This is a genomic window from Guptibacillus hwajinpoensis (assembly GCF_020171785.1).
Lineage (GTDB): Bacteria > Bacillota > Bacilli > Bacillales > Guptibacillaceae > Guptibacillus > Guptibacillus sedimenti.
Genome location: NZ_JAIVAE010000013.1, coordinates 92934 through 116278, shown reverse-complemented (window position 1 = coordinate 116278; position 23345 = coordinate 92934). Strand labels below are relative to the sequence as shown.

At 40.0% G+C, this 23345-nt stretch carries 22 protein-coding genes and 1 rRNA gene; 14 read left to right on the top strand and 9 right to left on the bottom strand.

Features of this window, described 5'->3' with window-relative positions:
• The 8 genes from LCL91_RS18155 to dnaA all read right to left on the bottom strand — a co-directional run.
• Positions 1 to 113, bottom strand: a 16S ribosomal RNA gene (locus LCL91_RS18155); the annotation flags it as partial.
• 303 nt (positions 114 to 416) lie between these two features.
• Positions 417 to 2975 carry a DNA gyrase subunit A gene (gyrA, locus tag LCL91_RS18150; RefSeq protein WP_224884401.1) on the bottom strand — a complete coding sequence of 853 codons (2559 nt, stop codon included), beginning with the start codon at positions 2973 to 2975 and terminating at the stop codon, positions 417 to 419.
• Positions 2976 to 3107: 132 nt separating this feature from the next.
• On the bottom strand, positions 3108 to 5036 hold the full coding sequence (gene gyrB, locus LCL91_RS18145) for a DNA topoisomerase (ATP-hydrolyzing) subunit B (RefSeq protein ID WP_224884399.1): 1929 nt from the start codon (positions 5034 to 5036) through the stop codon (positions 3108 to 3110).
• Between the two features lie 69 nt (positions 5037 to 5105).
• On the bottom strand, positions 5106 to 5384 hold the full coding sequence (gene remB / locus LCL91_RS18140; RefSeq protein ID WP_098445631.1) for an extracellular matrix regulator RemB: 279 nt from the start codon (positions 5382 to 5384) through the stop codon (positions 5106 to 5108).
• A gap of 9 nt (positions 5385 to 5393) precedes the next feature.
• On the bottom strand, positions 5394 to 6512 hold the full coding sequence (recF, locus tag LCL91_RS18135; RefSeq protein WP_098445630.1) for a DNA replication/repair protein RecF: 1119 nt from the start codon (positions 6510 to 6512) through the stop codon (positions 5394 to 5396).
• Positions 6513 to 6526: 14 nt separating this feature from the next.
• The gene (gene yaaA, locus LCL91_RS18130; RefSeq protein ID WP_098445629.1) at positions 6527 to 6739 is read right to left on the bottom strand and encodes a S4 domain-containing protein YaaA; all 213 of its coding nucleotides are present in this window, start codon (positions 6737 to 6739) and stop codon (positions 6527 to 6529) included.
• Positions 6740 to 6927: 188 nt separating this feature from the next.
• The gene (gene dnaN, locus LCL91_RS18125; protein WP_224884397.1) at positions 6928 to 8070 is read right to left on the bottom strand and encodes a DNA polymerase III subunit beta; all 1143 of its coding nucleotides are present in this window, start codon (positions 8068 to 8070) and stop codon (positions 6928 to 6930) included.
• A gap of 196 nt (positions 8071 to 8266) precedes the next feature.
• Entirely contained in the window at positions 8267 to 9619 is a 1353-nt protein-coding gene (gene dnaA / locus LCL91_RS18120) for a chromosomal replication initiator protein DnaA (protein ID WP_224884395.1), read from the bottom strand.
• A gap of 711 nt (positions 9620 to 10330) precedes the next feature.
• Between dnaA and rpmH the strand changes: the two genes are divergently transcribed.
• The 13 genes from rpmH (at position 10331) to LCL91_RS18055 (ending at position 21505) form a co-directional block, all read left to right on the top strand.
• The gene (rpmH, locus tag LCL91_RS18115) at positions 10331 to 10465 is read left to right on the top strand and encodes a 50S ribosomal protein L34 (protein WP_048311109.1); all 135 of its coding nucleotides are present in this window, start codon (positions 10331 to 10333) and stop codon (positions 10463 to 10465) included.
• Positions 10466 to 10542: 77 nt separating this feature from the next.
• Positions 10543 to 10917 (top strand): ribonuclease P protein component, encoded by a 375-nt coding sequence (gene rnpA, locus LCL91_RS18110; protein WP_142329598.1) that lies wholly within the window; start codon positions 10543 to 10545, stop codon positions 10915 to 10917.
• The gene (gene yidD / locus LCL91_RS18105; RefSeq protein WP_098445624.1) at positions 10914 to 11135 is read left to right on the top strand and encodes a membrane protein insertion efficiency factor YidD; all 222 of its coding nucleotides are present in this window, start codon (positions 10914 to 10916) and stop codon (positions 11133 to 11135) included. Before rnpA ends, yidD begins: the two co-directional genes overlap by 4 nt.
• Before the next feature lie 56 nt (positions 11136 to 11191).
• Positions 11192 to 11959 carry a YidC family membrane integrase SpoIIIJ gene (spoIIIJ, locus tag LCL91_RS18100; RefSeq protein ID WP_224884393.1) on the top strand — a complete coding sequence of 256 codons (768 nt, stop codon included), beginning with the start codon at positions 11192 to 11194 and terminating at the stop codon, positions 11957 to 11959.
• A complete protein-coding gene (gene jag, locus LCL91_RS18095; RefSeq protein ID WP_224884391.1) occupies positions 11956 to 12576 on the top strand; it encodes an RNA-binding cell elongation regulator Jag/EloR in 621 nt (206 codons plus the stop codon). The genes spoIIIJ and jag overlap by 4 nt, the downstream gene beginning before the upstream one ends.
• Positions 12577 to 12853: 277 nt before the next feature.
• Positions 12854 to 14230 carry a tRNA uridine-5-carboxymethylaminomethyl(34) synthesis GTPase MnmE gene (gene mnmE / locus LCL91_RS18090; protein WP_224884389.1) on the top strand — a complete coding sequence of 459 codons (1377 nt, stop codon included), beginning with the start codon at positions 12854 to 12856 and terminating at the stop codon, positions 14228 to 14230.
• Between the two features lie 24 nt (positions 14231 to 14254).
• The gene (mnmG, locus tag LCL91_RS18085; RefSeq protein WP_224884387.1) at positions 14255 to 16138 is read left to right on the top strand and encodes a tRNA uridine-5-carboxymethylaminomethyl(34) synthesis enzyme MnmG; all 1884 of its coding nucleotides are present in this window, start codon (positions 14255 to 14257) and stop codon (positions 16136 to 16138) included.
• 18 nt (positions 16139 to 16156) lie between these two features.
• Entirely contained in the window at positions 16157 to 16870 is a 714-nt protein-coding gene (gene rsmG / locus LCL91_RS18080; protein ID WP_224884385.1) for a 16S rRNA (guanine(527)-N(7))-methyltransferase RsmG, read from the top strand.
• 117 nt (positions 16871 to 16987) lie between these two features.
• The gene (noc, locus tag LCL91_RS18075; protein ID WP_098445618.1) at positions 16988 to 17827 is read left to right on the top strand and encodes a nucleoid occlusion protein; all 840 of its coding nucleotides are present in this window, start codon (positions 16988 to 16990) and stop codon (positions 17825 to 17827) included.
• A 149-nt stretch (positions 17828 to 17976) separates the two neighbouring features.
• Positions 17977 to 18738: a ParA family protein gene (locus tag LCL91_RS18070; protein WP_098445617.1), complete on the top strand. Its 762-nt coding sequence runs from the start codon at positions 17977 to 17979 to the stop codon at positions 18736 to 18738.
• Positions 18731 to 19576, top strand: coding sequence for a ParB/RepB/Spo0J family partition protein (locus LCL91_RS18065; protein WP_224884383.1), 846 nt, complete (start codon positions 18731 to 18733; stop codon positions 19574 to 19576). The genes LCL91_RS18070 and LCL91_RS18065 overlap by 8 nt, the downstream gene beginning before the upstream one ends.
• Positions 19577 to 19629: 53 nt before the next feature.
• On the top strand, positions 19630 to 20775 hold the full coding sequence (locus LCL91_RS18060) for an aminotransferase class V-fold PLP-dependent enzyme (RefSeq protein WP_224884381.1): 1146 nt from the start codon (positions 19630 to 19632) through the stop codon (positions 20773 to 20775).
• 13 nt (positions 20776 to 20788) lie between these two features.
• Positions 20789 to 21505 (top strand): DUF554 domain-containing protein, encoded by a 717-nt coding sequence (locus LCL91_RS18055; RefSeq protein WP_224884378.1) that lies wholly within the window; start codon positions 20789 to 20791, stop codon positions 21503 to 21505.
• Positions 21506 to 21559: 54 nt separating this feature from the next.
• On the opposite strand, the gene yyaC is transcribed toward LCL91_RS18055, so the two are convergent.
• Entirely contained in the window at positions 21560 to 22186 is a 627-nt protein-coding gene (gene yyaC, locus LCL91_RS18050) for a spore protease YyaC (protein WP_224884376.1), read from the bottom strand.
• A gap of 125 nt (positions 22187 to 22311) precedes the next feature.
• Here yyaC and LCL91_RS18045 point away from each other — a divergent pair, with 125 nt between their 5' ends.
• Positions 22312 to 23334: a YkvI family membrane protein gene (locus tag LCL91_RS18045; protein ID WP_224884373.1), complete on the top strand. Its 1023-nt coding sequence runs from the start codon at positions 22312 to 22314 to the stop codon at positions 23332 to 23334.
• Positions 23335 to 23345 lie beyond the last annotated feature (11 nt).

The window sequence follows — 23345 nt, the reverse complement described above, 5'->3', positions numbered from 1 at the left end:
CTCACCCGTCCGCCGCTAAGATCAGGGAGCAAGCTCCCATCTCTTCGCTCGACTTGCATGTATTAGGCACGCCGCCAGCGTTCGTCCTGAGCCAGGATCAAACTCTCCGATAGAAAGCTTAATCTAGCTTTTAAAACAATGTTTTGTTTCCGTAGAAACAATTACTTACATGGCGTTTCGTTCAGTTTTCAAAGAGCAATTTGTTTCTTTCGTTTTCGCCTTTGTTTATCGGCGACTTAAATAATATATCATGTAACACATTATCTCGTCAACACTTTTTTAAAAGTTTTTAAAACCAATTCATAAGGTTTTGGAGACACCGTCAATGCGACGGAATTACATCTTACCATCTGCTATCTATTATTGCAATAGTAATCAATAAAAAAAGAAGAGGATTTCTCCTCTTCTTTAAAAAGTTACTCTTCTTCGGTAGTTGAACCATTATTTTCGTCATCTTCTGAGACTTCCTCAGCTTCAACATCAATGATTGCATCAGCAATTCCATCAGTAGCTTCAGACTCTTCGATATCTTCACCTTCAATGCCTTCTTCATTGATCTCAACTTTCGCGACCGTCGCGACAGAGTCTCCTTCAGAGATACGGATCAATCTCACACCTTGAGTGTTTCTTCCCGTTTGAGAAATATCCTGTACATCGATACGAATAATGACACCACTCTCAGTAATGATCATACATTCTTCTTCAAGTGTGACAGTTTTTAGGGCTGTTAACACACCATTACGCTCTGTAAGGTTACACGTCTTAATCCCTTTACCGCCTCTTGTTTGAACGCGATATTCTTCGACAGGTGTTCTTTTACCAAATCCTTTATCTGTGACGATAAGGACATCTTGATTTTCATCTAGAATACCTATACCAACAACCTGGTCATTCTCTTGTAGGGTAATTCCCTTAACACCAGTAGCTGTTCGGCCCATAGATCTAACGTCTTCTTCATGGAAACGAATCGCCATCCCTTGTTTTGTTCCCATGATTAGCTCTTTCGATCCATTTGTTAGTCGAACGCCCATTAACTCATCATCTTCTTTAAAGTTGATGGCAATGAGTCCACCTTTTCGGATATTCGCAAAAGCAGAAAGTGGCGAACGTTTGACAACACCCTGCTTTGTAGCAAAGAACACGAACCAATCATCAACGAATTCTTCTATAGGAATAATCGCAGTGATATATTCATCCTTTTCGATCTGGAGCAGGTTAATGATTGGGATCCCTTTTGCTGTTCGACTAAGTTCAGGTACTTCATATCCCTTCATTCTGTATACTTTACCTTTATTCGTAAAGAAAAGAATGGTGTTATGCGTAAGTGTTGTAAATAAGTGTTCGACGAAATCTCCGTCGTTTGTACCCATCCCCTGGATTCCACGACCGCCACGCTTTTGACTTCGATACGTATCGATCGGCAATCTCTTAATATACCCTTTGTGAGTTAAGGTGATCACGATATTCTGTTTAGGAATAAGATCTTCATCTTCAATCATATCGAAACCAACTGTGATTTCGGTACGACGTTTGTCAGCAAATCTTTCTTTTACCTCTGTTAGCTCTTCGCGAATGATTTCAAGAACTTTCTCTTCATCAGCAAGAATAGCTTTTAATTCTGCGATTCGCTTCATTAACTCCTGATATTCAGACTCAATTTTATCTCGTTCTAAACCAGTCAGACGCTGAAGTCTCATATCAAGAATGGCTTGAGACTGATCATAGCTTAAGGAGAACTTAGTCATCAGGCCTTCTCTAGCAATATCTGTCGTCTCAGAAGCACGAATCAATTTGATTACTTCATCTAAGTGATCAAGTGCGATTCGCAAACCTTCTAATATATGAGCTCTTGCTTCCGCTTTATTTAACTCAAATTGCGTTCTTCTTTTAATAACGACCTTCTGATGCTCAAGATAGTGTTCTAGACATTCTTTTAAAGTTAACACTTTAGGCTGTCCATCTACTAATGCAAGAGTGTTAATACCAAAGCTAGTTTGAAGTGCCGTTTGTTTATATAAGTTATTTAATAGAACATTTGCATTTGCATCTTTACGGACTTCAATCACAACACGCATACCTGTACGGTCAGATTCGTCGCGTAGATCGGTGATTCCTTCAATCTTCTTATCACGAACAAGCTCTGCAATTTTCTCGACAAGACGCGCTTTATTAACCTGATAAGGAAGCTCAGAAACAATGATCGTTTTCTTACCATTGCTGAATTCCTCAATTTCAGCTTTTGCACGCTGAATGATTGAACCTCTCCCCGTCGTATAAGCTTTGCGAATTCCTTCACGTCCAAGAATTTCAGCTGCTGTTGGGAAGTCTGGTCCAGGAATAAATTCCATTAGTTCAGGAATTGTCATCTCAGGATTTTTACTTAGTTCTAAAAGTCCTTCAATTACTTCACCTAGATTATGCGGTGGGATGTTTGTCGCCATTCCGACGGCAATTCCTGAAGCACCATTTACAAGTAGATTAGGAAACCTTGCTGGAAGAACGATGGGTTCTTGTTCAGAACCATCATAGTTGTCCTGATAATCGATGGTATCTTTATTAATATCTCGCACCATTTCCATGGCAATCTTGGACATTCTTGCTTCTGTGTAACGCATTGCAGCTGCTGAATCACCATCAATAGAACCAAAGTTCCCATGACCGTCAATCAGCATATTGCGATAGCTGAAGTCTTGAGCCATACGGACCATTGTGTCATATACAGCTGAATCACCGTGTGGGTGATACTTACCAATGACTTCTCCAACAATACGCGCAGACTTTTTATAAGCCTTATCAGAAGTCATACCAAGGTCGTTCATCGCATATAATATTCGTCGATGTACTGGTTTTAGACCATCTCGCACATCAGGAAGAGCACGACTTACAATAACGCTCATCGCATAATCCATGAAGGAGGTGCGCATTTCCTGACTAATATTTATTTCTTTAACTCTCGATCTTTCCATATCAGACATACGGAAAACCTCCAATTATACTCTTGTTCATCTCATAACATTTAGCTAATGATCTTTTCGATAATCTATATTGTCTTTTAACGTAACCACTTAATAGAAACAGAAGAAAAGGGGGATATCCCCCTTTGTCTCTTAAACGTCTAAATTCTGTACGTAATGAGCATTATCTTGAATAAAGTTTCGTCTCGGTTCAACACGATCACCCATGAGCATATCAAACACTTCATCCGCTTCAATAGCATCTTGCAATTCTACCTGCAATACAGTACGTGATTCAGGATCCATTGTTGTTTCCCATAGCTGCGTTGGGTTCATCTCACCAAGACCTTTGTAACGCTGAATACCAGGCTTAGGGTTTTTCGGAATCTCATTTAAGATGACATCAAGCTCACGGTCATTATAAGCGTAAGTCACTTTTTTCCCTTGAGAAATCTTATACAAAGGTGGTTGAGCAATATAGACATAGCCGTTTTCAATCAAAGGGCGCATATAGCGATAGAAGAATGTTAATAAGAGCGTTCGAATATGTGCACCATCAACATCGGCATCTGTCATGATGATCAACTTATGATATCGAGCTTTTGCTAAATCAAAATCTTCTCCAATCCCAGTTCCTAGTGCGGTGATAATGGCTCTAATTTCATTGTTTGAAAGGATTTTATCTAGACGAGCTTTTTCCACATTAAGAATTTTACCTTTCAGCGGCAGAATAGCCTGGAAGTGACGATCACGCCCCTGCTTTGCAGATCCACCAGCTGAATCACCCTCAACGATATAAATTTCAGAGATCGATGCATCTTTAGAAGAGCAATCCGCTAACTTACCAGGAAGTGCACTTACTTCGAGTGCTCCTTTTCTTCTTGTTAACTCCCTTGCTTTCTTTGCTGCAGCACGTGCTCTTGAAGCCATTAGGCCTTTTTCAACAATTTGCTTTGCAACGAGAGGATTTTCAAAAAGGAAAGTAGAGAACTTCTCTCCAAAGATTGATTCGGTAATGGTACGAGCTTCAGCATTTCCAAGCTTCGTTTTCGTCTGACCTTCGAACTGAGGATCAGGATGTTTAATCGATATGATGGCTGTTAGTCCTTCACGAACATCGTCGCCTGTTAGGTTTGGATCCGTTTCACGGAACAAGCTATTTTTTCGTGCATAGTCATTAATTACGCGAGTAAGAGCCGTCTTAAAGCCATATTCGTGACTTCCACCTTCATGGGTATTGATGTTATTTGCAAAAGAATAAATGTTACTTGCAAATCCATCGTTATATTGAACGGCAATTTCTACAGAAATCCCTTCACGTTCACCTTCCACAAAGATTGGTTCTTCGTGTAAAGCTTCTCGAGAACGATTCAAATGTTCTACGTAAGACTTAATACCACCCTCATAATGGTATTCGTTGCGTTTCGTTTCTTCAGGACGCTTGTCCTGTGCAACAATCATGATTCCACGGTTTAGGAATGCAAGCTCTCTAAGGCGGTGAGCAAGAATATCAAATTCATACTCTGTTGTTTCAGTAAAAATCTCGTTATCTGGGATGAAGTGAATTGTTGTACCCGTCACATCACTTTCACCAATTACCTTAAGATCTTCATCAGGTACACCGCGCGTATAGCTCTGATAATAAACCTTTCCTTCACGCTCTACTGTAATTTCAAGCTTTGAGGATAAAGCATTTACTACAGATGCTCCCACACCATGCAGTCCACCAGATACTTTATATCCGCCGCCACCAAACTTACCGCCGGCATGCAGTACGGTCATAATAACTTCAACTGCAGGACGTCCCATTTTTTCTTGGATTCCGACCGGGATTCCTCGTCCGTTATCTTCAACCGTAATACTATTGTCCTTCTCAATACTTACAGTAATTTGCGAACAGTACCCTGCAAGGGCTTCATCAATACTGTTATCGACAATTTCCCATACAAGGTGGTGCAGTCCACGGCTACTCGTTGAACCGATATACATACCTGGGCGTTTTCGAACAGCCTCAAGTCCTTCAAGGACCTGAATCTGACTTTCATCATAACTTTCTTTATTCGACTGTTGCTCTAATGTCATATTGTTCACCTACATTTCTCTATCAAAGATAGACTCAATTCAGCTTGCTGATGATCAGACAACCTGGTTTTAAGATGATTCTCCATTTGATGTAACTTCCACACTGTCTGAGATTGTGTATGCTCGTCTTTTTAGTGTGAGTGAAGATAAAGGAGACAAATAGACCGTATCAGTCGTGATAACGATCGATTTCGTTAAATCACCACCAATGTCTTCTACTAGCCTGTCTTTTTGATGGCGATGCAAAAATTCACTTGTGATCTCTGCTTCCTCCATAACTTGCCAATCAAAGATTCCTACAACATCTCTCGATTGGACGACAACGTCCTCTCCTAAGTGTATAAACAACACTTCACCTCATTTCACCTTTTCGATTAGTCCTTCTTGAACTTGAAAAGTCGTCGCTTTTTCAAGCGTTTCATGATGGATGCCTTCAACGCTCGTTGTGGTCACAAACGTTTGAACTTTTCCTTGAATTGTATTTAAAAGATGAGACTGTCTAAAGTCATCCAACTCTGACAGTACGTCATCGAGTAGAAGTAAAGGATATTCGCCTACTTCACTATGGATTAATTCAATTTCAGCGAGTTTCAGGGATAAAGCAGTTGTTCGCTGTTGTCCCTGGGATCCATACGTTTGAACGTCCTTTCCATTTACAAAAAACGACAAATCATCTCGGTGCGGTCCCGCGAGCGTGACGCCACGCTCAACTTCTCTCTCTTTAATTTTATCAAACTTTTCCTTATATCCATCTACTATTTTCGACAAATCCGTTGGTTCTGATACCTCAACCGTCGGATTATAATGGATTTCAAGTTTTTCTAGTCCTCTACTAATCCCATAATGAATTGGTTCAGCCCACTGTTGCAAGAGTTGAACGAATCGTACTCGTCGTAAATAGATATTCGCAGCTGCTTCTATTAATTGTTCGGTCAAAATATCAAGCATGACATAATCAGGCTTCTTTTGATATCGCATCGTCTTTAATAAGCTGTTCCGCTGCTGAAGAAGTTTAAGGTATCTTCCCAGATGATAAAGATAAACGGGTTGAACCTGGCCAATCTCAATATCGATAAACCTTCTACGCACGCCAGGATTACCTTTAACTAGATTGAGATCCTCTGGTGCAAACATGACGACATTCATGGCACCAATATAGTTGCTAAGCTTCTGCTGTTCCAATTGATTTAGTTTGGCTTTTTTACCTTTTTGGGAAATAACCAGTTGGAGGGAGAGGGGACCATTTCGTTTTTCAATTCTACCTTCTATTTTAGCATATTCCTCGTCCCAATTGATTAATTCTTTATCTCTTGGTGTACGATGGGACCTCGCCATAGCAAGGACATAGATGGCTTCCATGATGTTCGTTTTTCCTTGCGCATTCTCGCCAAGAAAAACATTTACGTTATTTTCGAACTGAAGTTCTTGCTTATGATAATTACGATAATTCGTTACTTTTAATGTGTTTAGATGCAACGGGAAACCCCCATTCAGCTAGATACAACAAACTCTCCTACGCCAGGAATCATAACTGTATCCTTGTTGTAGAGTTTTCTGCCACGTCGGTCTTCTAATTCTCCGTTTACATAGACCTCATACTCTGACAGGAACCACTTTGCCATTCCGCCTGTATTGATCACTCCTGCTTCTTGAAGAAGTTGTCCAAGAGTGATGAATTCTTTAATTAGTTTAATTTCATTCACGTTCGTTCACCTCATTTTCCTCCTGCTCCATCTTACTATATAGAGTCTGAAGGATGACAATAGTTTATTATAACTCTTTTTTTATTATAACGCATGAATAATCTCATGGAAATTTCATAAATAGCTAAAAAAAGAAAGCCACTGGAAGGAAAACTTCTCAGTGGCAACAGGTAATACCTCGTTAGAATTTAATAAGTTCGTACAGGGAGGATTAACTGCATAATCGCAGCACCTTCAACTGGTTTAATCAAGAATGGTCTCATAGCCCCCGTAAAGCTAATGTTTACTTCGTTAGAGTCCATTGATCTTAAAGCATCCATCATGTATTTTGCACTAAATGAAATCTTAAGTTCCTCACCATCAAAAGAATGTGATTGAACTTGTTCAATAACTTTACCGATTTCAGGAGAATTTGAAGAAATCTCTAGTGTTGACTCTTCAAGGCTAGCGAGTTTTACTACGTTATTTCTTCCTTCTCGTGCTAATACGGATGCACGATCGATTGCTTGTAACAATTCTTTTGCAGAAACTGTTACGTTTGTTTTACTTTCATTTGGAATCAAGCGGCTTGTATCCGGATAGTTCCCATCAAGAAGTCTTGAGAAGAAAAGAATGTGATTTGATTTAAACAATATTTGATTTTCAGTAACCGTAATATCAACAAGTTCTTCGTTATCATCGATGATTTTAGAAAGCTCACTTAAACTTTTCCCCGGAATTACTACATTTGAAAACGAAAGGTCATTACCATTCGGTTCAACTTTAACTGTGCGGAGTGCAAGTCGATGACTATCTGTAGCAGTACAGTTAAGCTCACCATCTTCCAGCTTCCAGTTTACACCTGTTAACACCGGTCTAGTTTCTGATGTAGAAACAGCAAATACAGTCTGCCTAATAATGTTTTTAAGTAAGTCCGCCTGGATCTGAAAACCTTCTTGTGCTTCCACTTCAGGTAAACGAGGGTACTCTTCAGGATCCAAACCGTTTAAGTTGAATTCTGAAGAACCTGAACGGATTCTTGTTGTTAAACTATCGTGTACTTCGATCTCGACTTGATCACCTGGTAGCTTTTTCACGATATCAGAAAAGAATCGAGCTTGTAGTACGATACTTCCCATCTGAGAGATTTCAACAATTTGTTTATCATTTTCTTCTGAGGGAATGAAACATTCGATTGAAATATCTGAGTCAGAACCTGTTAACGTTACGCCTTCATCACTTGCTACGATTTTAATCCCCGTAAGAATAGGTATCGTTGTTCTTGAAGACACGGCTTTCATTACATCAGATACGCTTGATACTAGATAATCTCTTTCGATCTTGAAACGCATAATTAACCTCCTAAATAAATGACCCAGATTATATAATTATTACTTAAAAAAAGTCGTAGTCTTACTAGTAGGGGCTGTGAATGTGTGGATAAGTGCTCACAAACCCATAACGAATAAGTTATCCACCTGTGGATAGTGTGTGAGTAACTGTTGATAATTGTACACACTCTATTAACTACTATCCACAAAAAGAGACTTATCCGTTTTTTAGTTGTTCGACGATATCTTGTAGTTTCTTTTGAAAAGTTTGATCAGAATCCACTAATTTCGAGATCTTCTCATGTGCGTGAATGACGGTTGTATGATCTCTTCCACCAAATTCTTCTCCGATTTTTGGAAGCGAGAAATCGGTAAGCTCCCTCGAAAGGTACATGGCAATTTGACGAGGAAATGCAACAGATTTTGTTCTTTTCTTCGCCGCAAAGTCTTCGAGCTTTACTGAAAAATGATCTCCTATGACAGTTTGGATATCATGAATCGTAATCACCCTTGGTTTTGAAGATGGAATAATGTTTTTTAACGCCTCAGCTGCAAGATCTGCATTCATATCTTGATTAATCAATGAAGAATAGGCAACTACACGTATGAGCGCACCTTCAAGTTCACGAATGTTGGTATCAATTTGATTCGCTATATAAAGCATAACTTCATTAGGAATATCAAGACCTTCTGCTTTTGCTTTCTTTCTAAGAATAGCAATCCTCGTTTCCAGATCAGGAGGCGTAATATCAGTAATTAATCCCCACTCAAAACGTGATCGAAGTCGGTCTTCTAGTGTTGGGATTTCTTTAGGTGGTCGATCACTTGAAATAACAATTTGTTTACTTTCTTCATGAAGAGCATTGAATGTATGGAAAAACTCCTCTTGCGTTTGTTCTTTTCCAGCCAGGAATTGAATATCATCAATCAGTAGTACATCTACATTACGATACTTGTTTCGAAAGTTAACGGTTTTATTATCTCGAATCGAATTAATAAATTCGTTTGTAAACTTTTCCGATGATAAATAAACGACCTTGGCATTCGGATTATGCTCAATAACATAATGACCAATAGCATGCATTAAATGGGTTTTTCCAAGCCCAACTCCTCCATATATAAATAGCGGATTATACGCTTTTGCTGGTGCTTCTGCTACGGCTAAAGAAGCAGCATGCGCAAAGCGATTTCCAGATCCAATAACAAACGTATCAAACGTGTATTTTGAATTAAGCACACTTTGAGGGTGTTCTTCTTGAGCTGGATTTCCCTTAGGCTTTTTTTTCATAGCTTGTTCTAGATCCAAATCAGCATCGGACTGATTTTGAGGAATAATGAACTTAGCTTGTAATTCACTTCCGGTCAGCTCAAGCAACGTTTCCGTTATTAAACTTGAATATCTTGACTCAAGCCAGTCTCTAGCGAACTCGTTGGGAGCAGTAATAATAATTGTGTCGCCTTCCATTCGGTTTGCAGAAGTAGACTTGAGCCAGGTTTCGAAGCTTGGCTTACTTAATTTTTTTTCGATTTCGGATAGAGCCTGTTGCCAGAGATCCGTGATGTTATCCAACGAAGTCCCTCCTTTTGTTCAAAAATATCTAACTAGGGCAAACCGGTTTACTTCTATTGATGATACTTAGCTCAATAGGTATCCTGTATTTTCCCCCAAATAAAAACAGGCTGTAATCGCTGACGATACTCGCCTAATGTGCCAACGTACAACCTTTGTACAATCATTTGAATATTCACGAATAATTATACTGTCCACAATATCGAAGTGGATCATATAATATAGAAGAAAGTCGAATTATCGACTATGTTCACACCGTTGTGGATACGATGAATAACAGCTCTTAATAACTGTCCACACTTTTATCCACAGACTGTGGATTAGTTTTGAGTTCGCTAAACTTATTCACGAGTTAAAACACAAATATCATAACAAAAGAATAGCTTGTTTGCAATGTTTTTCAAGTGGTTATCCACAGAGGACATATCTTGTGGATTCAAACTGTCCACAGCACTAGATTTTGTGTAGAAGCTGTCGATAAGTGATGTGAATAAGTGAAAAGTGTCGAATGGAGTTATCCACACAGCTATTTGTAGACCTTTCGTTGATGATTTGAGGACAAGCACATGAGGTGGATCTACCTGGTGATTTAATATTGAGATTTGAAAGCGATAGGTTGAAATTTTAATTAAACTTGACAATTACCCACCACTTTCCTTATAATTACTTGGACTGTCTTTATACAGTTTATCCTCAGGGAGGTGTAATAGAATGAAAAGAACGTTTCAACCAAACACACGTAAACGTAAAAAAGTTCACGGTTTTCGTGCGCGTATGAGCTCAGCTAACGGACGCAAAGTTCTTGCTCGTCGTCGCCGTAAAGGTAGAAAAGTATTGTCTGCATAGACCACTGATCATCAGTGGTCTTTTTTTAAGATAAGGTTTATAATATGCTTATCCAAGTAACACTGGGAGTGTGCGGATTGAACAGCAACTACCGGATTAAAAAGAATTCTGAGTTCCAGAACGTTTTCAAGAATGGAAACTCAACTGCAAACAGACAATTTGTTGTGTACGTATTAAAGCGAAATGATCAACCTCAATTTCGACTCGGTCTTTCTGTAAGTAAGCGGATCGGCAATGCAGTGACGAGAAATCGTGTGAAGAGACTCGTAAAAGAATCCTTCCATCAATTGTCCGATCAAATTAAATATCCTTATGACTTTGTCGTTATTGCTCGAAAACCTACTTCAGAGATGAGTTTTGAAGAAGTAAAGAGTAGCTTAATTCATGTGCTGAACCGAGCTCGTGTATTAAGAGGAGTGAAACAGACTGGTAAAGGAAGGGATGCTAAATGAAAAAGCTGGCTATGATGCTAATTCGCGTCTACCAGAAATTCATTTCTCCATTAACTCCTCCTTCCTGTCGTTTCTACCCTTCTTGTTCTCATTACAGTTTCGAATCCTTTCAGAAGCATGGATTTATTAAAGGATCCTGGTTGACGGTGAAAAGAATTTCGAAATGCCATCCATTTCATCCTGGCGGCTTTGACCCCGTTCCAGATAAGAAGAAATAACGGTATGCTTTAACTACATAAATTTTGTCGAGATATGATTGCAAGGAGGATGAAGCGTGAGGAAAAAACTAACCCTCGCATTTCTATTAATTGGTCTCGTTGCGGTCCTTTCAGGCTGTAACATTAACGAGCCAGTTAACGCAGAAAGCACAGGATTTTGGACGGAATATATCGTTTATCCACTATCCATGACCTTAACGTTTTTCGCCGATTTAACAGGTGAAGGAAATTACGGTCTCTCAATTATTATTGTAACGATCTTAATTCGACTTCTCTTGCTTCCATTAATGATCAAACAAACGAGAAGTTCTAAAGCGATGCAGGAACTGCAACCAGAAATGCAGAAGCTAAAAGAGAAATATAGCAGTAAAGACCAGAAAACGCAGCAGCAGCTTCAGCAAGAAACGATGCAGCTATTTCAACAGAATGGGGTTAACCCGCTTGCTGGTTGTTTACCAATCTTAGTACAAATGCCAATTCTATTAGGTTTTTATCACGCGATTATGCGTACACAAGCAATTGAAACGCATACTTTCCTATGGTTTAGCCTTGGAGAGCCAGATATCATCCTGGCACTCACTGCAGGTTTAACAACATTCATTCAACAAAAAATCATGATGGGTAGCGGCGGAACGGTGCAGCCTCAAATGAAAATGCTCCTATACGTTATGCCGATTATGATTATTGTTTTTGCCATTAACTTCCCTGCAGCGCTTGCATTATACTGGGTTGTAGGTAACATCTTTATGATTGCGCAAACTTACTTTATTACGAAGCCTACCATCAAAACCGCTGATACGAATACGGGGGGAGCGAAGAAGTGAGAAGCGTTACGGTAACGGGGAAAACGATTGAAAAAGCCATCGAAGATGCGCTCAATCAAATCGGGACTGTTCAAGAGAATGTTGATGTTGAAGTGTTAGACGAGCCTAAAAAAGGATTTTTAGGCTTTGGAGGAAAGCCCGCCCGCATTAAAGTTAGCGAGAAACCTGACATCATGGAGCAAACAAGGGCTTTTTTAGAAAAAGTCATCCGTAACATGGGAGTTGAAGCCAGTATAGAAGGTAGAAGAGAAGATCGCGATCTTTTCTTTACGCTATCTGGTGAAAAAATTGCGATTGTGATAGGGAAACGTGGCCAAACTCTTAATTCTCTACAATATTTAACAAATCTTGCCGCAAATCGATTTTCTGACCGATTTGTCCGGGTGGTGCTCGATGCTGAGAACTACCGTGAAAGACGTGAAGATACGCTAAAGAAACTGGCGGATCGTCTTGCAGACAAAGCGATGGTTACGAAAAAGGACATACAGCTAGAACCGATGCCGTCGCTTGAACGAAAAGTGATTCATCTTTATCTGAAAGATAAAAAAGGGATTACAACTCACTCAGATGGAAAAGATCCGCACCGACGTGTGGTCATTGTTCCACGTAATAAGTAACATGAAACCTTCGGGCAAGTAGCCCGAAGGTTTTTTTGAGGAACGAGGGTTATGTTGCTAATGGACTGTTTTCGTAGTTCTGTCTGATGTTGTTAGGATAAGCATCGTTATTTCTTTTTTTATAAAAATGGGTTACACTAAAAGGTATTGTGGATTAGTCTGTCGCATTTGGGCTGATAGTTATCCACTGTGGATAATTGGTTAAACTAATAGTACTTATTAATAGAAATAGACGTTAAATAAAAAGACAAAGTGTGGATAGAGAGGTGAATGTAAAGTGGAATATGAAACAATTGCTGCGATATCGACTCCAATGGGTGAAGGAGCAATTGCGATTGTCCGACTTAGCGGAGAAGAGGCTATAAAAATAGCCGACCTGTTATACAAAGGAAAGCAGCGGCTGGCGTCTGTTGATACACATACGATTCACTATGGGCATTTAATTGATCCAGATACGAAACAAGTTGCCGAAGAAGTAATGGTTTCGGTCATGCGAGGACCTCGTACATTTACGAAAGAAGATATTGTTGAAATCAACTGTCACGGAGGGCTCGTTTCTGTGAATCGTGTCCTTGAATTGGTATTACGAAGTGGCGCTCGTCTTGCAGAACCAGGTGAATTTACTAAGAGAGCTTTTTTAAACGGTCGTATCGATTTATCGCAAGCAGAAGCTGTGATTGATTTGATAAGAGCGAAAACTGACCGTGCGATGAACGTTGCTTTGAATCAGATGGAAGGACGTTTGTCGACATTAATTGCCTCTTTGAGACAGCAATTGCTCGAGACGGTTGCCCATGTTGAGGTAAACATCGACTATCCTGAATATGATGCAGAGGAAATGACGAAGGATCTTCTCTCGACTCAATTAAAAGAAGTAGAAAAGGAGATTGCAGGGATTCTCGTAACTGCAAGGCAGGGAAAGATTTTGCGTGAAGGTCTCTCAACCGTTATTGTGGGACGACCGAATGTTGGAAAGTCTTCTTTGTTAAATAGCCTCGTTCATGAAAATAAAGCGATCGTAACAGATGTACCCGGAACGACGCGGGACGTTATTGAAGAATATGTTAATGTAAGAGGCGTGCCATTACGACTCGTCGATACAGCGGGGATTCGAGAAACAGAAGATCTTGTCGAACGAATTGGTGTTGAGCGTTCAAGGGAGCGTTTGAAACAAGCTGATCTTATTCTACTTGTGCTAAATTATAATGATGAGCTAACCCATGAAGATGAGAAGCTTTTCGAAGCTGTTAAAGGTATGGATGTCATCGTTATTATTAATAAAACAGATCTTGATAAGAAACTTGATTTAGACAAAGTGAAAGAGTTAGCAGAAGAACATCCAATGATTACAACTTCTCTTAAACATGAACAGGGCATTGATGAACTAGAGCAGTCCATTTCAGAACTGTTTTTTGCAGGTGAAGTTGAGTCGCAGGATTTAACATATGTATCAAATTCTCGTCATATCGCTTTACTGGAGCAGTCTCGAAGAACGCTTGAAGACGCGTTAGAAGCAGTGGAGACAGGAATGCCCGTTGATATGGTGCAGATTGATATTACGCGCACCTGGGAGATTCTTGGAGAAATTATTGGTGATACCGTTTCTGATAGTTTGATCGATCAGTTATTTTCACAGTTTTGTCTTGGGAAATAAGAAGATTAAAGGAGGAATACGGCAATGGGTTACAAAGCCGATTCTTATGATGTTATTGTCGTTGGCGCAGGTCATGCAGGTGTGGAAGCAGGACTTGCTTCAGCAAGAATGGGTGCCAAAACACTCATGCTTACACTTAACCTGGATTCTGTCGCTTTCATGCCATGTAATCCGAGTGTAGGAGGCCCTGCAAAAGGAATTGTTGTAAGGGAAATCGATGCACTTGGTGGAGAAATGGGCCGTAATATTGATAAAACGCATATACAAATGCGTATGTTAAACACGGGTAAAGGACCGGCTGTACGCGCACTGCGTGCTCAGGCTGATAAAGTTCTCTATCAAAGTGAAATGAAAAGAACAATTGAAGAGCAAGATAATCTCACGCTTTTGCAGGGGATGGTTGAGAAATTAATCGTGGAAGATGGTGTCTGCAAAGGCGTCATTACCAAAACAGGTGCAGAGTATGAAGCGAAATCTGTTGTGTTAACAACAGGTACGTTTATGCGTGGTCGCGTCATTATTGGTGATCTTTCTTATGAAAGTGGTCCAAATAATATGCAGCCGTCCGTGAACTTGTCTCACCATTTAGAAGAGCTAGGATTTGAAATGGTTCGTTTTAAGACAGGAACTCCGCCACGTGTTAATAATAAATCAATTGATTATAGTAAAACTGAAATTCAGCCTGGAGATGAAAAACCTCGTGCTTTTTCATATGAAACGACTGAATTTATTACAGACCAGCTGCCGTGTTGGTTAACGTATACAGGAGAAGAGACGCATAAGCTGATCAACGATAACCTTCATCGTTCTCCAATGTACTCAGGTATGATTGAAGGAACAGGACCACGTTACTGTCCATCGATTGAAGATAAGATTGTTCGCTTTAATGATAAACCGCGACATCAGATTTTTCTTGAACCAGAAGGACGCAACACAAAGGAAGTTTATGTGCAGGGTCTATCCACTAGTCTTCCTGAAGACTTGCAGCAGAAAATTCTTAAAACCGTACCTGGACTCGAAAATGTTGAAATGATGCGTGCGGGCTATGCGATTGAATATGATGTCGTTGTTCCAACGCAATTATGGCCTTCACTTGAAACGAAGACAGTTAAAAATCTCTTTACTGCAGGACAGTTAAACGGAACTTCAGGTTATGAAGAGGCTGCAGGGCAAGGGATTATGTCTGGTATTAATGCTGCAAGGAATGCACAGGAGCGTGAAGCGGTGATTTTGGATCGCTCACAAGGATACATTGGGGTTATGATCGATGATCTTGTAACAAAAGGAACAAACGAGCCGTACCGCCTGTTAACTTCACGTGCGGAATATCGACTTCTTCTTCGTCATGATAATGCCGACTTAAGATTAACAGAGCTTGGATATGAGATTGGTATGATTCCGAAAGAACGCTATGACCGGTTTATAGCTAAGAAAGAAATGATTGAGCAAGAAATGAAGCGTCTCGAGAAAGTGGTCATTAAGCCGAGCGAACAAGTGAATGCAGTGCTTCCTGAGAAAAGTACGGAATTAAAAGAAGCCATGCATGCAGCAAATTTATTGAAACGACCGGAAGTAACGTATCAAGAGATTCATCAACTTGCTCCAGCTGATTATGATATTCCTGAGGATGTTGCAGAACAAGTTGAAATCCAAGTGAAATACAGCGGCTATATTAATAAAAGTCTGCAGCAGGTTGAGCGCATGAAGAAGATGGATGAGAAGAAAATTCCGGATGGTATTGATTATTATGCGATTGGTGGACTTGCGACGGAAGCGAAGCAGAAACTTGACGAAGTTCGTCCTCTATCAATTGGTCAAGCTTCCCGCGTTTCAGGAGTTAATCCAGCTGATGTATCGATCTTACTTGTGTATATCGAACAAGGTAAAATCGCTAAAATTGCAAAATAACGTACAAGTGGAGGGGCTATGAACGAGCAACAGTTTCAGGAGTTGTTAGAGGAGAAAGGGATTACTCTTTCTTCTAAGCAACTTCAACAATTTCAAACCTACTATGAGATTCTTGTTGAATGGAATGAGAAAATGAATCTGACGGCTATTACGGATAAGGAAGAAGTGTACGAAAAGCACTTCTTTGATTCAATTATGGCCGCATTCTCATTTGACTTTTCTTCTAACTACCATATTTGTGATGTGGGAGCAGGAGCTGGATTTCCAAGTTTGCCTATTAAAATTTGTTTTCCTCATTTAAACATTACGATTGTCGATTCACTTAACAAACGAATTGGTTTCCTAGAGCATCTTTCTTCTAAACTTCAATTGGAAAATGTCTCTTTTTATCATGATCGTGCAGAATTATTTGGTAAAAACAAAGATCATCGCGAAAAGTATGATGTTGTTACGGCAAGAGCTGTTGCGCGTCTGTCTGTTCTTGGTGAATTATGTCTACCTCTCGTTAAAACTAACGGTTACTTTGTGGCGTTGAAAGGTCCAAATGTAGAGGATGAGCTTGATACAGGAAAGCAAGCAATTAAGCTTCTTGGTGGGGAAGTCGTTAAGCGAGATACGCTAACACTACCAGCTGAAAAAAGTGAGCGAAATATCGTAACGATTAAAAAAATCAAAACGACTCCTAAAAAATATCCAAGAAAGCCAGGCACGCCAAATAAAAATCCTTTATAATGAAGATAGACTGCATATGAACGGTTAAGTGTTTCACATGGAACGCTGCTCCTATGGAAGGAATTTGTTTTTAGGCAGCGAATCAGTTAAGGAGTCGATTAAAGGTGGTGTTAGGCGATGAAGCATACGTTTTCACGTCTTTTCGGTTTGAACGATGAAAAAAGCGAGACGATGGAAGTAGAACAAGAGGAAGTGAAGCAGCTTCTTGTTGAGGATATTATTCCGAACCGCTTCCAGCCTCGAACAATTTTTATAGATGAGAGAATTACTGAACTATCTCAAACGATAAAGACTCATGGAGTTATTCAGCCGATCGTGGTTAGAGAACGTGAAGGCAAGTATGAAATTATTGCCGGGGAAAGACGCTGGAGAGCAGTCAAGAAGCTTGGTTGGGAACGAATTCCTGCTATCGTTAAGGAATTTAATGATTCTCAAACAGCCTCAATCGCTCTTATTGAAAATTTGCAGCGTGAGGAATTAACTGCTGTCGAAGAAGCAATGGCTTACGCTCAATTAATCGAGCTACATGATTTAACACAGGAGAGTCTTGCTCAGCGGCTTGGCAAAGGGCAATCTACCATAGCGAATAAACTAAGGTTATTGAAGTTGCCTGAACCTGTTCAACAAGCTCTTTTACAGAAGAAAATTACGGAGAGGCACGCCCGAGCGTTAATTCCACTTAAGAACCCTGAGAATCAGGTGAAAGTTCTGAGTGAAGTTCTTGAACGACAGTGGAATGTAAAGCAGACGGAAGAACGCGTAGCTCGTATGTTAGAAGGCACGATCCAAAAACCGAAGCCGAGGAAAAAATCGGTTAGTAAGGATATGAGATTGGCAGTAAACACCATCCGCCAATCGCTTGATATGGTTACAGAGACTGGTTTAATGATTGACACAGATGAAGAAGACCACGACGAATACTATCAATTTACCATTCGAATACCAAAAAAGAAGTGAACTCATCCAGGCGGATGAGTTTTTTTCTTATCAAAAATCCATGCCCATGTGAAGGTGGGAACTTGATAGGAAATGAAAAAGAGGTCCGGAAAATTGGAAACATGATAAACTAAAGACAGTAAAGTTGGGAATGGGAGTGGGGTGGCATCTTGGCGAATATTGTAGCGATTACGAATCAAAAAGGTGGAGTTGGAAAGACGACGACTTCAGTTAACATGAGTGCATGTCTTGCTTATCTTGGAAAGAAAGTTCTACTGGTAGATATTGATCCTCAAGGCAACGCAACCAGCGGTGTAGGAATTGAAAAAGGGGATATCGAAACTTGTGTGTATAATGTTCTTGTCGATGATGTGGAAGCGGAAGAGGTTATCCAGCAGACAATCGTCGAGAACTTGGATGTGATTCCTTCGACAATTCAGCTTGCAGGTGCAGAAATCGAACTAGTTCCAACCATTTCCCGGGAAGTAAGATTGAAGAGGGCCCTCAATAAAGTTGAAAAAAAGTATGATTATATTATAATAGATTGTCCTCCATCATTAGGATTATTAACAATAAATGCTCTAACCGCTGCGAATGCAGTGCTTATCCCTGTGCAGTGCGAGTACTATGCATTAGAAGGGTTAAGTCAGTTATTGAACACCGTGCGACTTGTTCAAAAGCATTTAAATACAGAATTAGAAATTGAAGGAGTGCTCTTAACAATGCTCGATGCCAGAACAAATCTTGGTATTCAAGTCATTGAAGAGGTGAAGAAATATTTTCAAGAAAAAGTGTATCGAGTAATTATTCCAAGGAATGTACGTTTGAGTGAAGCGCCAAGTCATGGTAAGCCAGTCATTGTATATGATCCAAAATCTCGAGGAGCTGAAACTTATTTAGAACTTGCGAAGGAAGTGTTAGACAATGGCTAATCGTGGTTTGGGAAAGGGAATCAACGCTTTATTTCCTTCTCAAAAAGAGGACGAGGTTGTGAAAGAAATACCGCTCAATGAACTGCGTCCTAACCCCTATCAACCAAGAAAGAAGTTTAGTGATGAAGCAATTGAAGAATTGCGCGCTTCGATTGAATCTTTCGGTGTTCTTCAACCATTAATCGTTCGACAAAGTATTAAGGGTTATGAAATTGTTGTAGGGGAACGAAGATATCGCGCTTCAAAAGAAGCAGGACTTACAACAATTCCCGCTGTTGTGAAAAAGTTAACGGATCGAAAAATGATGGAAATCGCATTAATTGAAAATCTACAGCGCGAAAATTTAAATCCAATTGAAGAAGCTCTTGCTTATCAGAAGTTGATGAAAGAAACAGACGTTACCCAAGAAGAGTTGTCAAAGCGCCTCGGAAAAAGCAGGCCGCATTTGGCTAACTTTTTACGTTTACTGCAGTTACCATCTGAAGTGCAGGAGTATATTTCTGATGGAAAACTTTCAATGGGACACGGAAGAGCGATACTTGGATTAAAGAAAAAAGAAGCTCGAAAAGCGTTAGCTGATCGAGCATTAGAAGAAAAATTAAACGTTCGGCAGCTTGAAAAATTAATTACGCAATTGAATCAGAGCGTTTCACGTGAAACAAAGAAAGATGAGAAATCTGACCCGTTTTTGAAGGAAAAAGAAAGTTCCCTTCGTGAGAAGTTCGGGACATCTGTTTCAATTAAACGGTCAAAGAAAAAAGGTAAAATAGAAATTGAATTCTTTTCAGAAGAAGATCTTAATCGTATTTTAGAAGTTTTAGATGAAGGTACCGAATAAGAGCATGAGCTTAGTTCATGCTCTTATTCTAACGAAAATGATGGGGTGGTAACGTGATATATTTCGATCAAGCGGCTACATCTTTTCCTAAACCGCCGGAAGTTGTCCAAGCTATGACAGAGGTGATGACAGAGTATGCAGCAAATCCAGGCCGAGGTGGACACGCCTTGTCTCGACGTGCTAATGATACGGTTATTCGTGCACGTGAACAACTGGCTGACTTTTTTGGTTTTAACCATTCAGAACGCGTTTGCTTTACAGCTAATGCAACTGCGGCTCTAAATCAGGCGATTAAAGGTTATCATTTTGTTGAAGGAGACCATGTTCTAACGACCTCTTATGAGCATAACTCTGTTCGCCGTCCTCTTGAATATATGAAAAAGACTGTGGGAATTGAAGTCGATTACATTAACCTAGGGGAATTTAATGAATTTGATAGCGATCTATTGCGCCAGGCGATTCAACCAAATACAAAAATGATTATCGTTTCACATGGATCGAATTTAACCGGTAACGTTGTTCCAATTGATGTTGTAGGTGAGATGGCAAGAGAAAAAGAAATTACCTTTTTAGTTGATGCCTCTCAAACCGCTGGTATCATGCCTATCCATATGAGTGATATGAATATTGATCTATTAGCCTTCCCTGGTCATAAAGGCTTGCTAGGTCCTCAAGGAACAGGTGTGCTAATGGTTAGTGAAGGCATTGAACTAAAGCCTCTTTATCACGGCGGAACGGGGGGGAGCTCAGAATTAATTGATCAGCCGAATCAACTGCCGGAGCGTCTTGAGAGCGGTACACTAAATACGCCTGGGATTGCAGGGTTACTAGCTGGACTAAACGCGGTAAAAAAGATGGGTCTTTCTGAAATAAGAAAACATGAACAGAAGCTAACAGAGATTCTCGTTAATCGGTTGAATCAAATCGAGTATGTTCACGTTTACGGACCAGAGCAACGACTTGCCGTTATTCCATTTACAATTGAAGGAATAGATGCCCAGGAGATTGCAATTATCCTAGATCAGCATTATGAAATAGCAGTGAGAGCTGGGTTGCATTGTACTCCGCTCGGTCATGAGACGATTGGTACGAGCAGAACGGGAACTGTTCGTTTAAGTGTAGGCCCTTATAATACGGAAGATGAGGTTTATAAAGTAATTGAAGCAATAGAAGAAATTGTTGAGGGGTACTTCGGCTGAGGAGATGTAGGGAATGGTGTTTTTAGGTACAGTTGTAAATGGATTGGCCATTATGGTTGGTGCTTTAATCGGAACAGTTAGCAGTCGAATTCCAGACAGAATGAAAACGACCATCATGCAAGGGCTTGCTCTCGTTATTACGGTGATTGGCCTGCAAATGGCTATGAAAAGTGAGCAATTCCTTATTGTAATTGGCAGTCTTGTTATTGGAGGGATGCTAGGAGAGTACTGGGATCTTGAAGGGAAACTTGCAACAGTAGGTAACTGGATTGAAAAGAAAACAGGCGCTACTTCTGAGGGGAGCGTCGCCCAGGCTTTTGTCACAGCTACTCTCGTTTATGTAGTTGGTGCAATGGCGATTCTTGGTGCTCTTGATAGCGGATTGCGAAATGATCATTCAATTTTATTTACGAAGTCACTAATTGATGGTTTTACCGCAATTATGTTTACTGCCACACTTGGTTATGGGGTGTTGTTTTCAGCTATTCCGGTTATGATTTATCAAGGATTAATCACTTTGTTTGCTTCTCAAATTAATCAAGTCGTCCCTCAGTTCCTCCTGGATGCTTTTATTGCAGAAGTCACTTCAGCTGGAGGCATTATGATTATGGCGATTGGCCTAAACTTGCTTGATATCATAAAAATTCGTGTGGCTAATTTTCTTCCTGCTTTATTAGTTGCTGCGATTCTTGTAACGTCCTTGTATCTTTTCCCGCTACTCTTTAATTAAGTAGATTTAAAAAAGCTCATGTTTTGGCTTTGTAGCCGAACCATGAGCTTTTTGCTATGGAAGTTGAATGAGGTCATCTCCCCAATTTGCTTTGTGTTTTTCAATTGGAACGTCTCTTCCATATGCTTCAATCGATTCGTGAAGACTGACTGCCATCACATCAGCCATTTTCATCACAAGATTTAACCTCGTATTTTGCAAGACAAAGTATTCCATAAACCCACTTACATTCACAATACCAGTTAAGTGAATATCGCCTACTTCCGGAAGCTCCTTTTTCACACCTGCTCCTGGCTTAACTGGTCCTTCTCCAGCAGTAATAATACCGACTGAGTGAAGTCGTCCAAGACAAGCATCAATTCCAATTATAAATGGACGAGGATGCTGCTCTGCGATTGATTCCATCACCTCATTTAAATTAACTGCATGCACAGGCGACTCAAGTGTTCCGTATATTGTAGCTTTAGGCTTTAATTGTTGCAGTTTGGTGCCAACAAGCGGACCGAGTGCATCTCCTGTTGAGCGGTCAGTGCCAATACAAACAATTACGATTGAATCCGTTCTTCGTGCTGGTAAAAGTAAGGCAAGCCTCTCACTAAGCGTTTTACTAGCAAGAGTATCCTCATGATGGATTCGATACGCAGCAGGCTTTTTTTGAAAAAACTTGTCTCGAAGATTCATAGGATTCTCTCCTTTGTAATAGTAGTAACAGTATACGGAAATCTGACGTGATCTATACATATAAGATGATTTTTACAATGTATTTCACTTCGATCGTATAACGAGAAGTCCAAGGAGGGAATGCCATGTTAAGCGGTGGATTGAAATGGCTGTTTCTTATATTAGGTACAATGATTGGCGCTGGTTACGCTTCCGGCCGTGAACTTTGGCAGTTTTTTGGTCATGAAAGTGTACTTGCCATTGGGTTGTTTACGATCATGTTCTCAATTTGTTGTTATGTGGTTATGAAAATTAGTTATGAAACGAAGTCAACGCACTATATTCCTATTTTAGAGCGACTTGTTGGGAAAAAGCTGACGGGCATCTATGATTTGTTAATTATCTTATATTTGTTTACGACGACGATTGTGATGTTGGCAGGTGGCGGGGCAACGATGGAAGTTGTTCATCTTCCTTATGCGTTAGGTATTGGTATTCTCGCAGTGCTCGTTGTTATTTTATTCTTCTGGGATATTAATGGCATGTTATCAATGAATGCTATTATTCTTCCTCTTCTTATTATTCTACTACTTTCTGTTCTTACATTGTTTATTAATGCTAATCCATCAACGATGTTGTTTAATTGGACAAAGCAGTCAAATTGGCCTGCCGCATTCACCTTTACTGCACTTAATATTTTACCGCTCGTTGCTGTTCTTTCGGCTGTTGGCCATCAAATTAAGCATCGGGGGGAGATTTGGATTGCGAGCGTTGGAAGCGGGGTTATCCTGGGGGGTGTTTCATTTCTCTACAATCAATCGTTGATCCAAGTTGCTCATGACTTACTTGTATATGAAATCCCACTGTTTGCGATTTTGAAAAGTTACCCGTACTATATGATCTTAATTATGTCTGTCTTACTATGGTTAGCCATTTACACGACTGCAGTTAGCGGTGTGTTTGGACTTACGTCTAGATTCCGCGGTGTATTAGGACTTCCTTTATGGTTCGTTGCCTTTCTCATTGTGTTGACGATGATTCCTTTTACTTCGTTTGGTTTTTCTACCCTAGTTGCTTTTTTATACCCTCTCTATGGTGTGCTCAATCTCTATATTTTGGCATCTATCTTGATTTTCCCAGTTCTAAAACGGTATGATTTGTTATCATAGTACAAAATACT

Coding starts and splice junctions, on each gene's coding strand:
- mnmG (WP_224884387.1), top strand. CDS start 14,255: ATGGGTTACAAAGCCGATTCTTATGATGTTATTGTCGTTGGCGCAGGT.
- LCL91_RS18065 (WP_224884383.1), top strand. CDS start 18,731: ATGGCTAATCGTGGTTTGGGAAAGGGAATCAACGCTTTATTTCCTTCT.
- rsmG (WP_224884385.1), top strand. CDS start 16,157: ATGAACGAGCAACAGTTTCAGGAGTTGTTAGAGGAGAAAGGGATTACT.
- gyrB (WP_224884399.1), bottom strand. CDS start 5,036: ATGACATTAGAGCAACAGTCGAATAAAGAAAGTTATGATGAAAGTCAG.
- rpmH (WP_048311109.1), top strand. CDS start 10,331: ATGAAAAGAACGTTTCAACCAAACACACGTAAACGTAAAAAAGTTCAC.
- gyrA (WP_224884401.1), bottom strand. CDS start 2,975: ATGTCTGATATGGAAAGATCGAGAGTTAAAGAAATAAATATTAGTCAG.
- noc (WP_098445618.1), top strand. CDS start 16,988: ATGAAGCATACGTTTTCACGTCTTTTCGGTTTGAACGATGAAAAAAGC.
- dnaN (WP_224884397.1), bottom strand. CDS start 8,070: ATGCGTTTCAAGATCGAAAGAGATTATCTAGTATCAAGCGTATCTGAT.
- LCL91_RS18045 (WP_224884373.1), top strand. CDS start 22,312: ATGTTAAGCGGTGGATTGAAATGGCTGTTTCTTATATTAGGTACAATG.
- LCL91_RS18055 (WP_224884378.1), top strand. CDS start 20,789: ATGGTGTTTTTAGGTACAGTTGTAAATGGATTGGCCATTATGGTTGGT.
- yidD (WP_098445624.1), top strand. CDS start 10,914: ATGAAAAAGCTGGCTATGATGCTAATTCGCGTCTACCAGAAATTCATT.
- yyaC (WP_224884376.1), bottom strand. CDS start 22,186: ATGAATCTTCGAGACAAGTTTTTTCAAAAAAAGCCTGCTGCGTATCGA.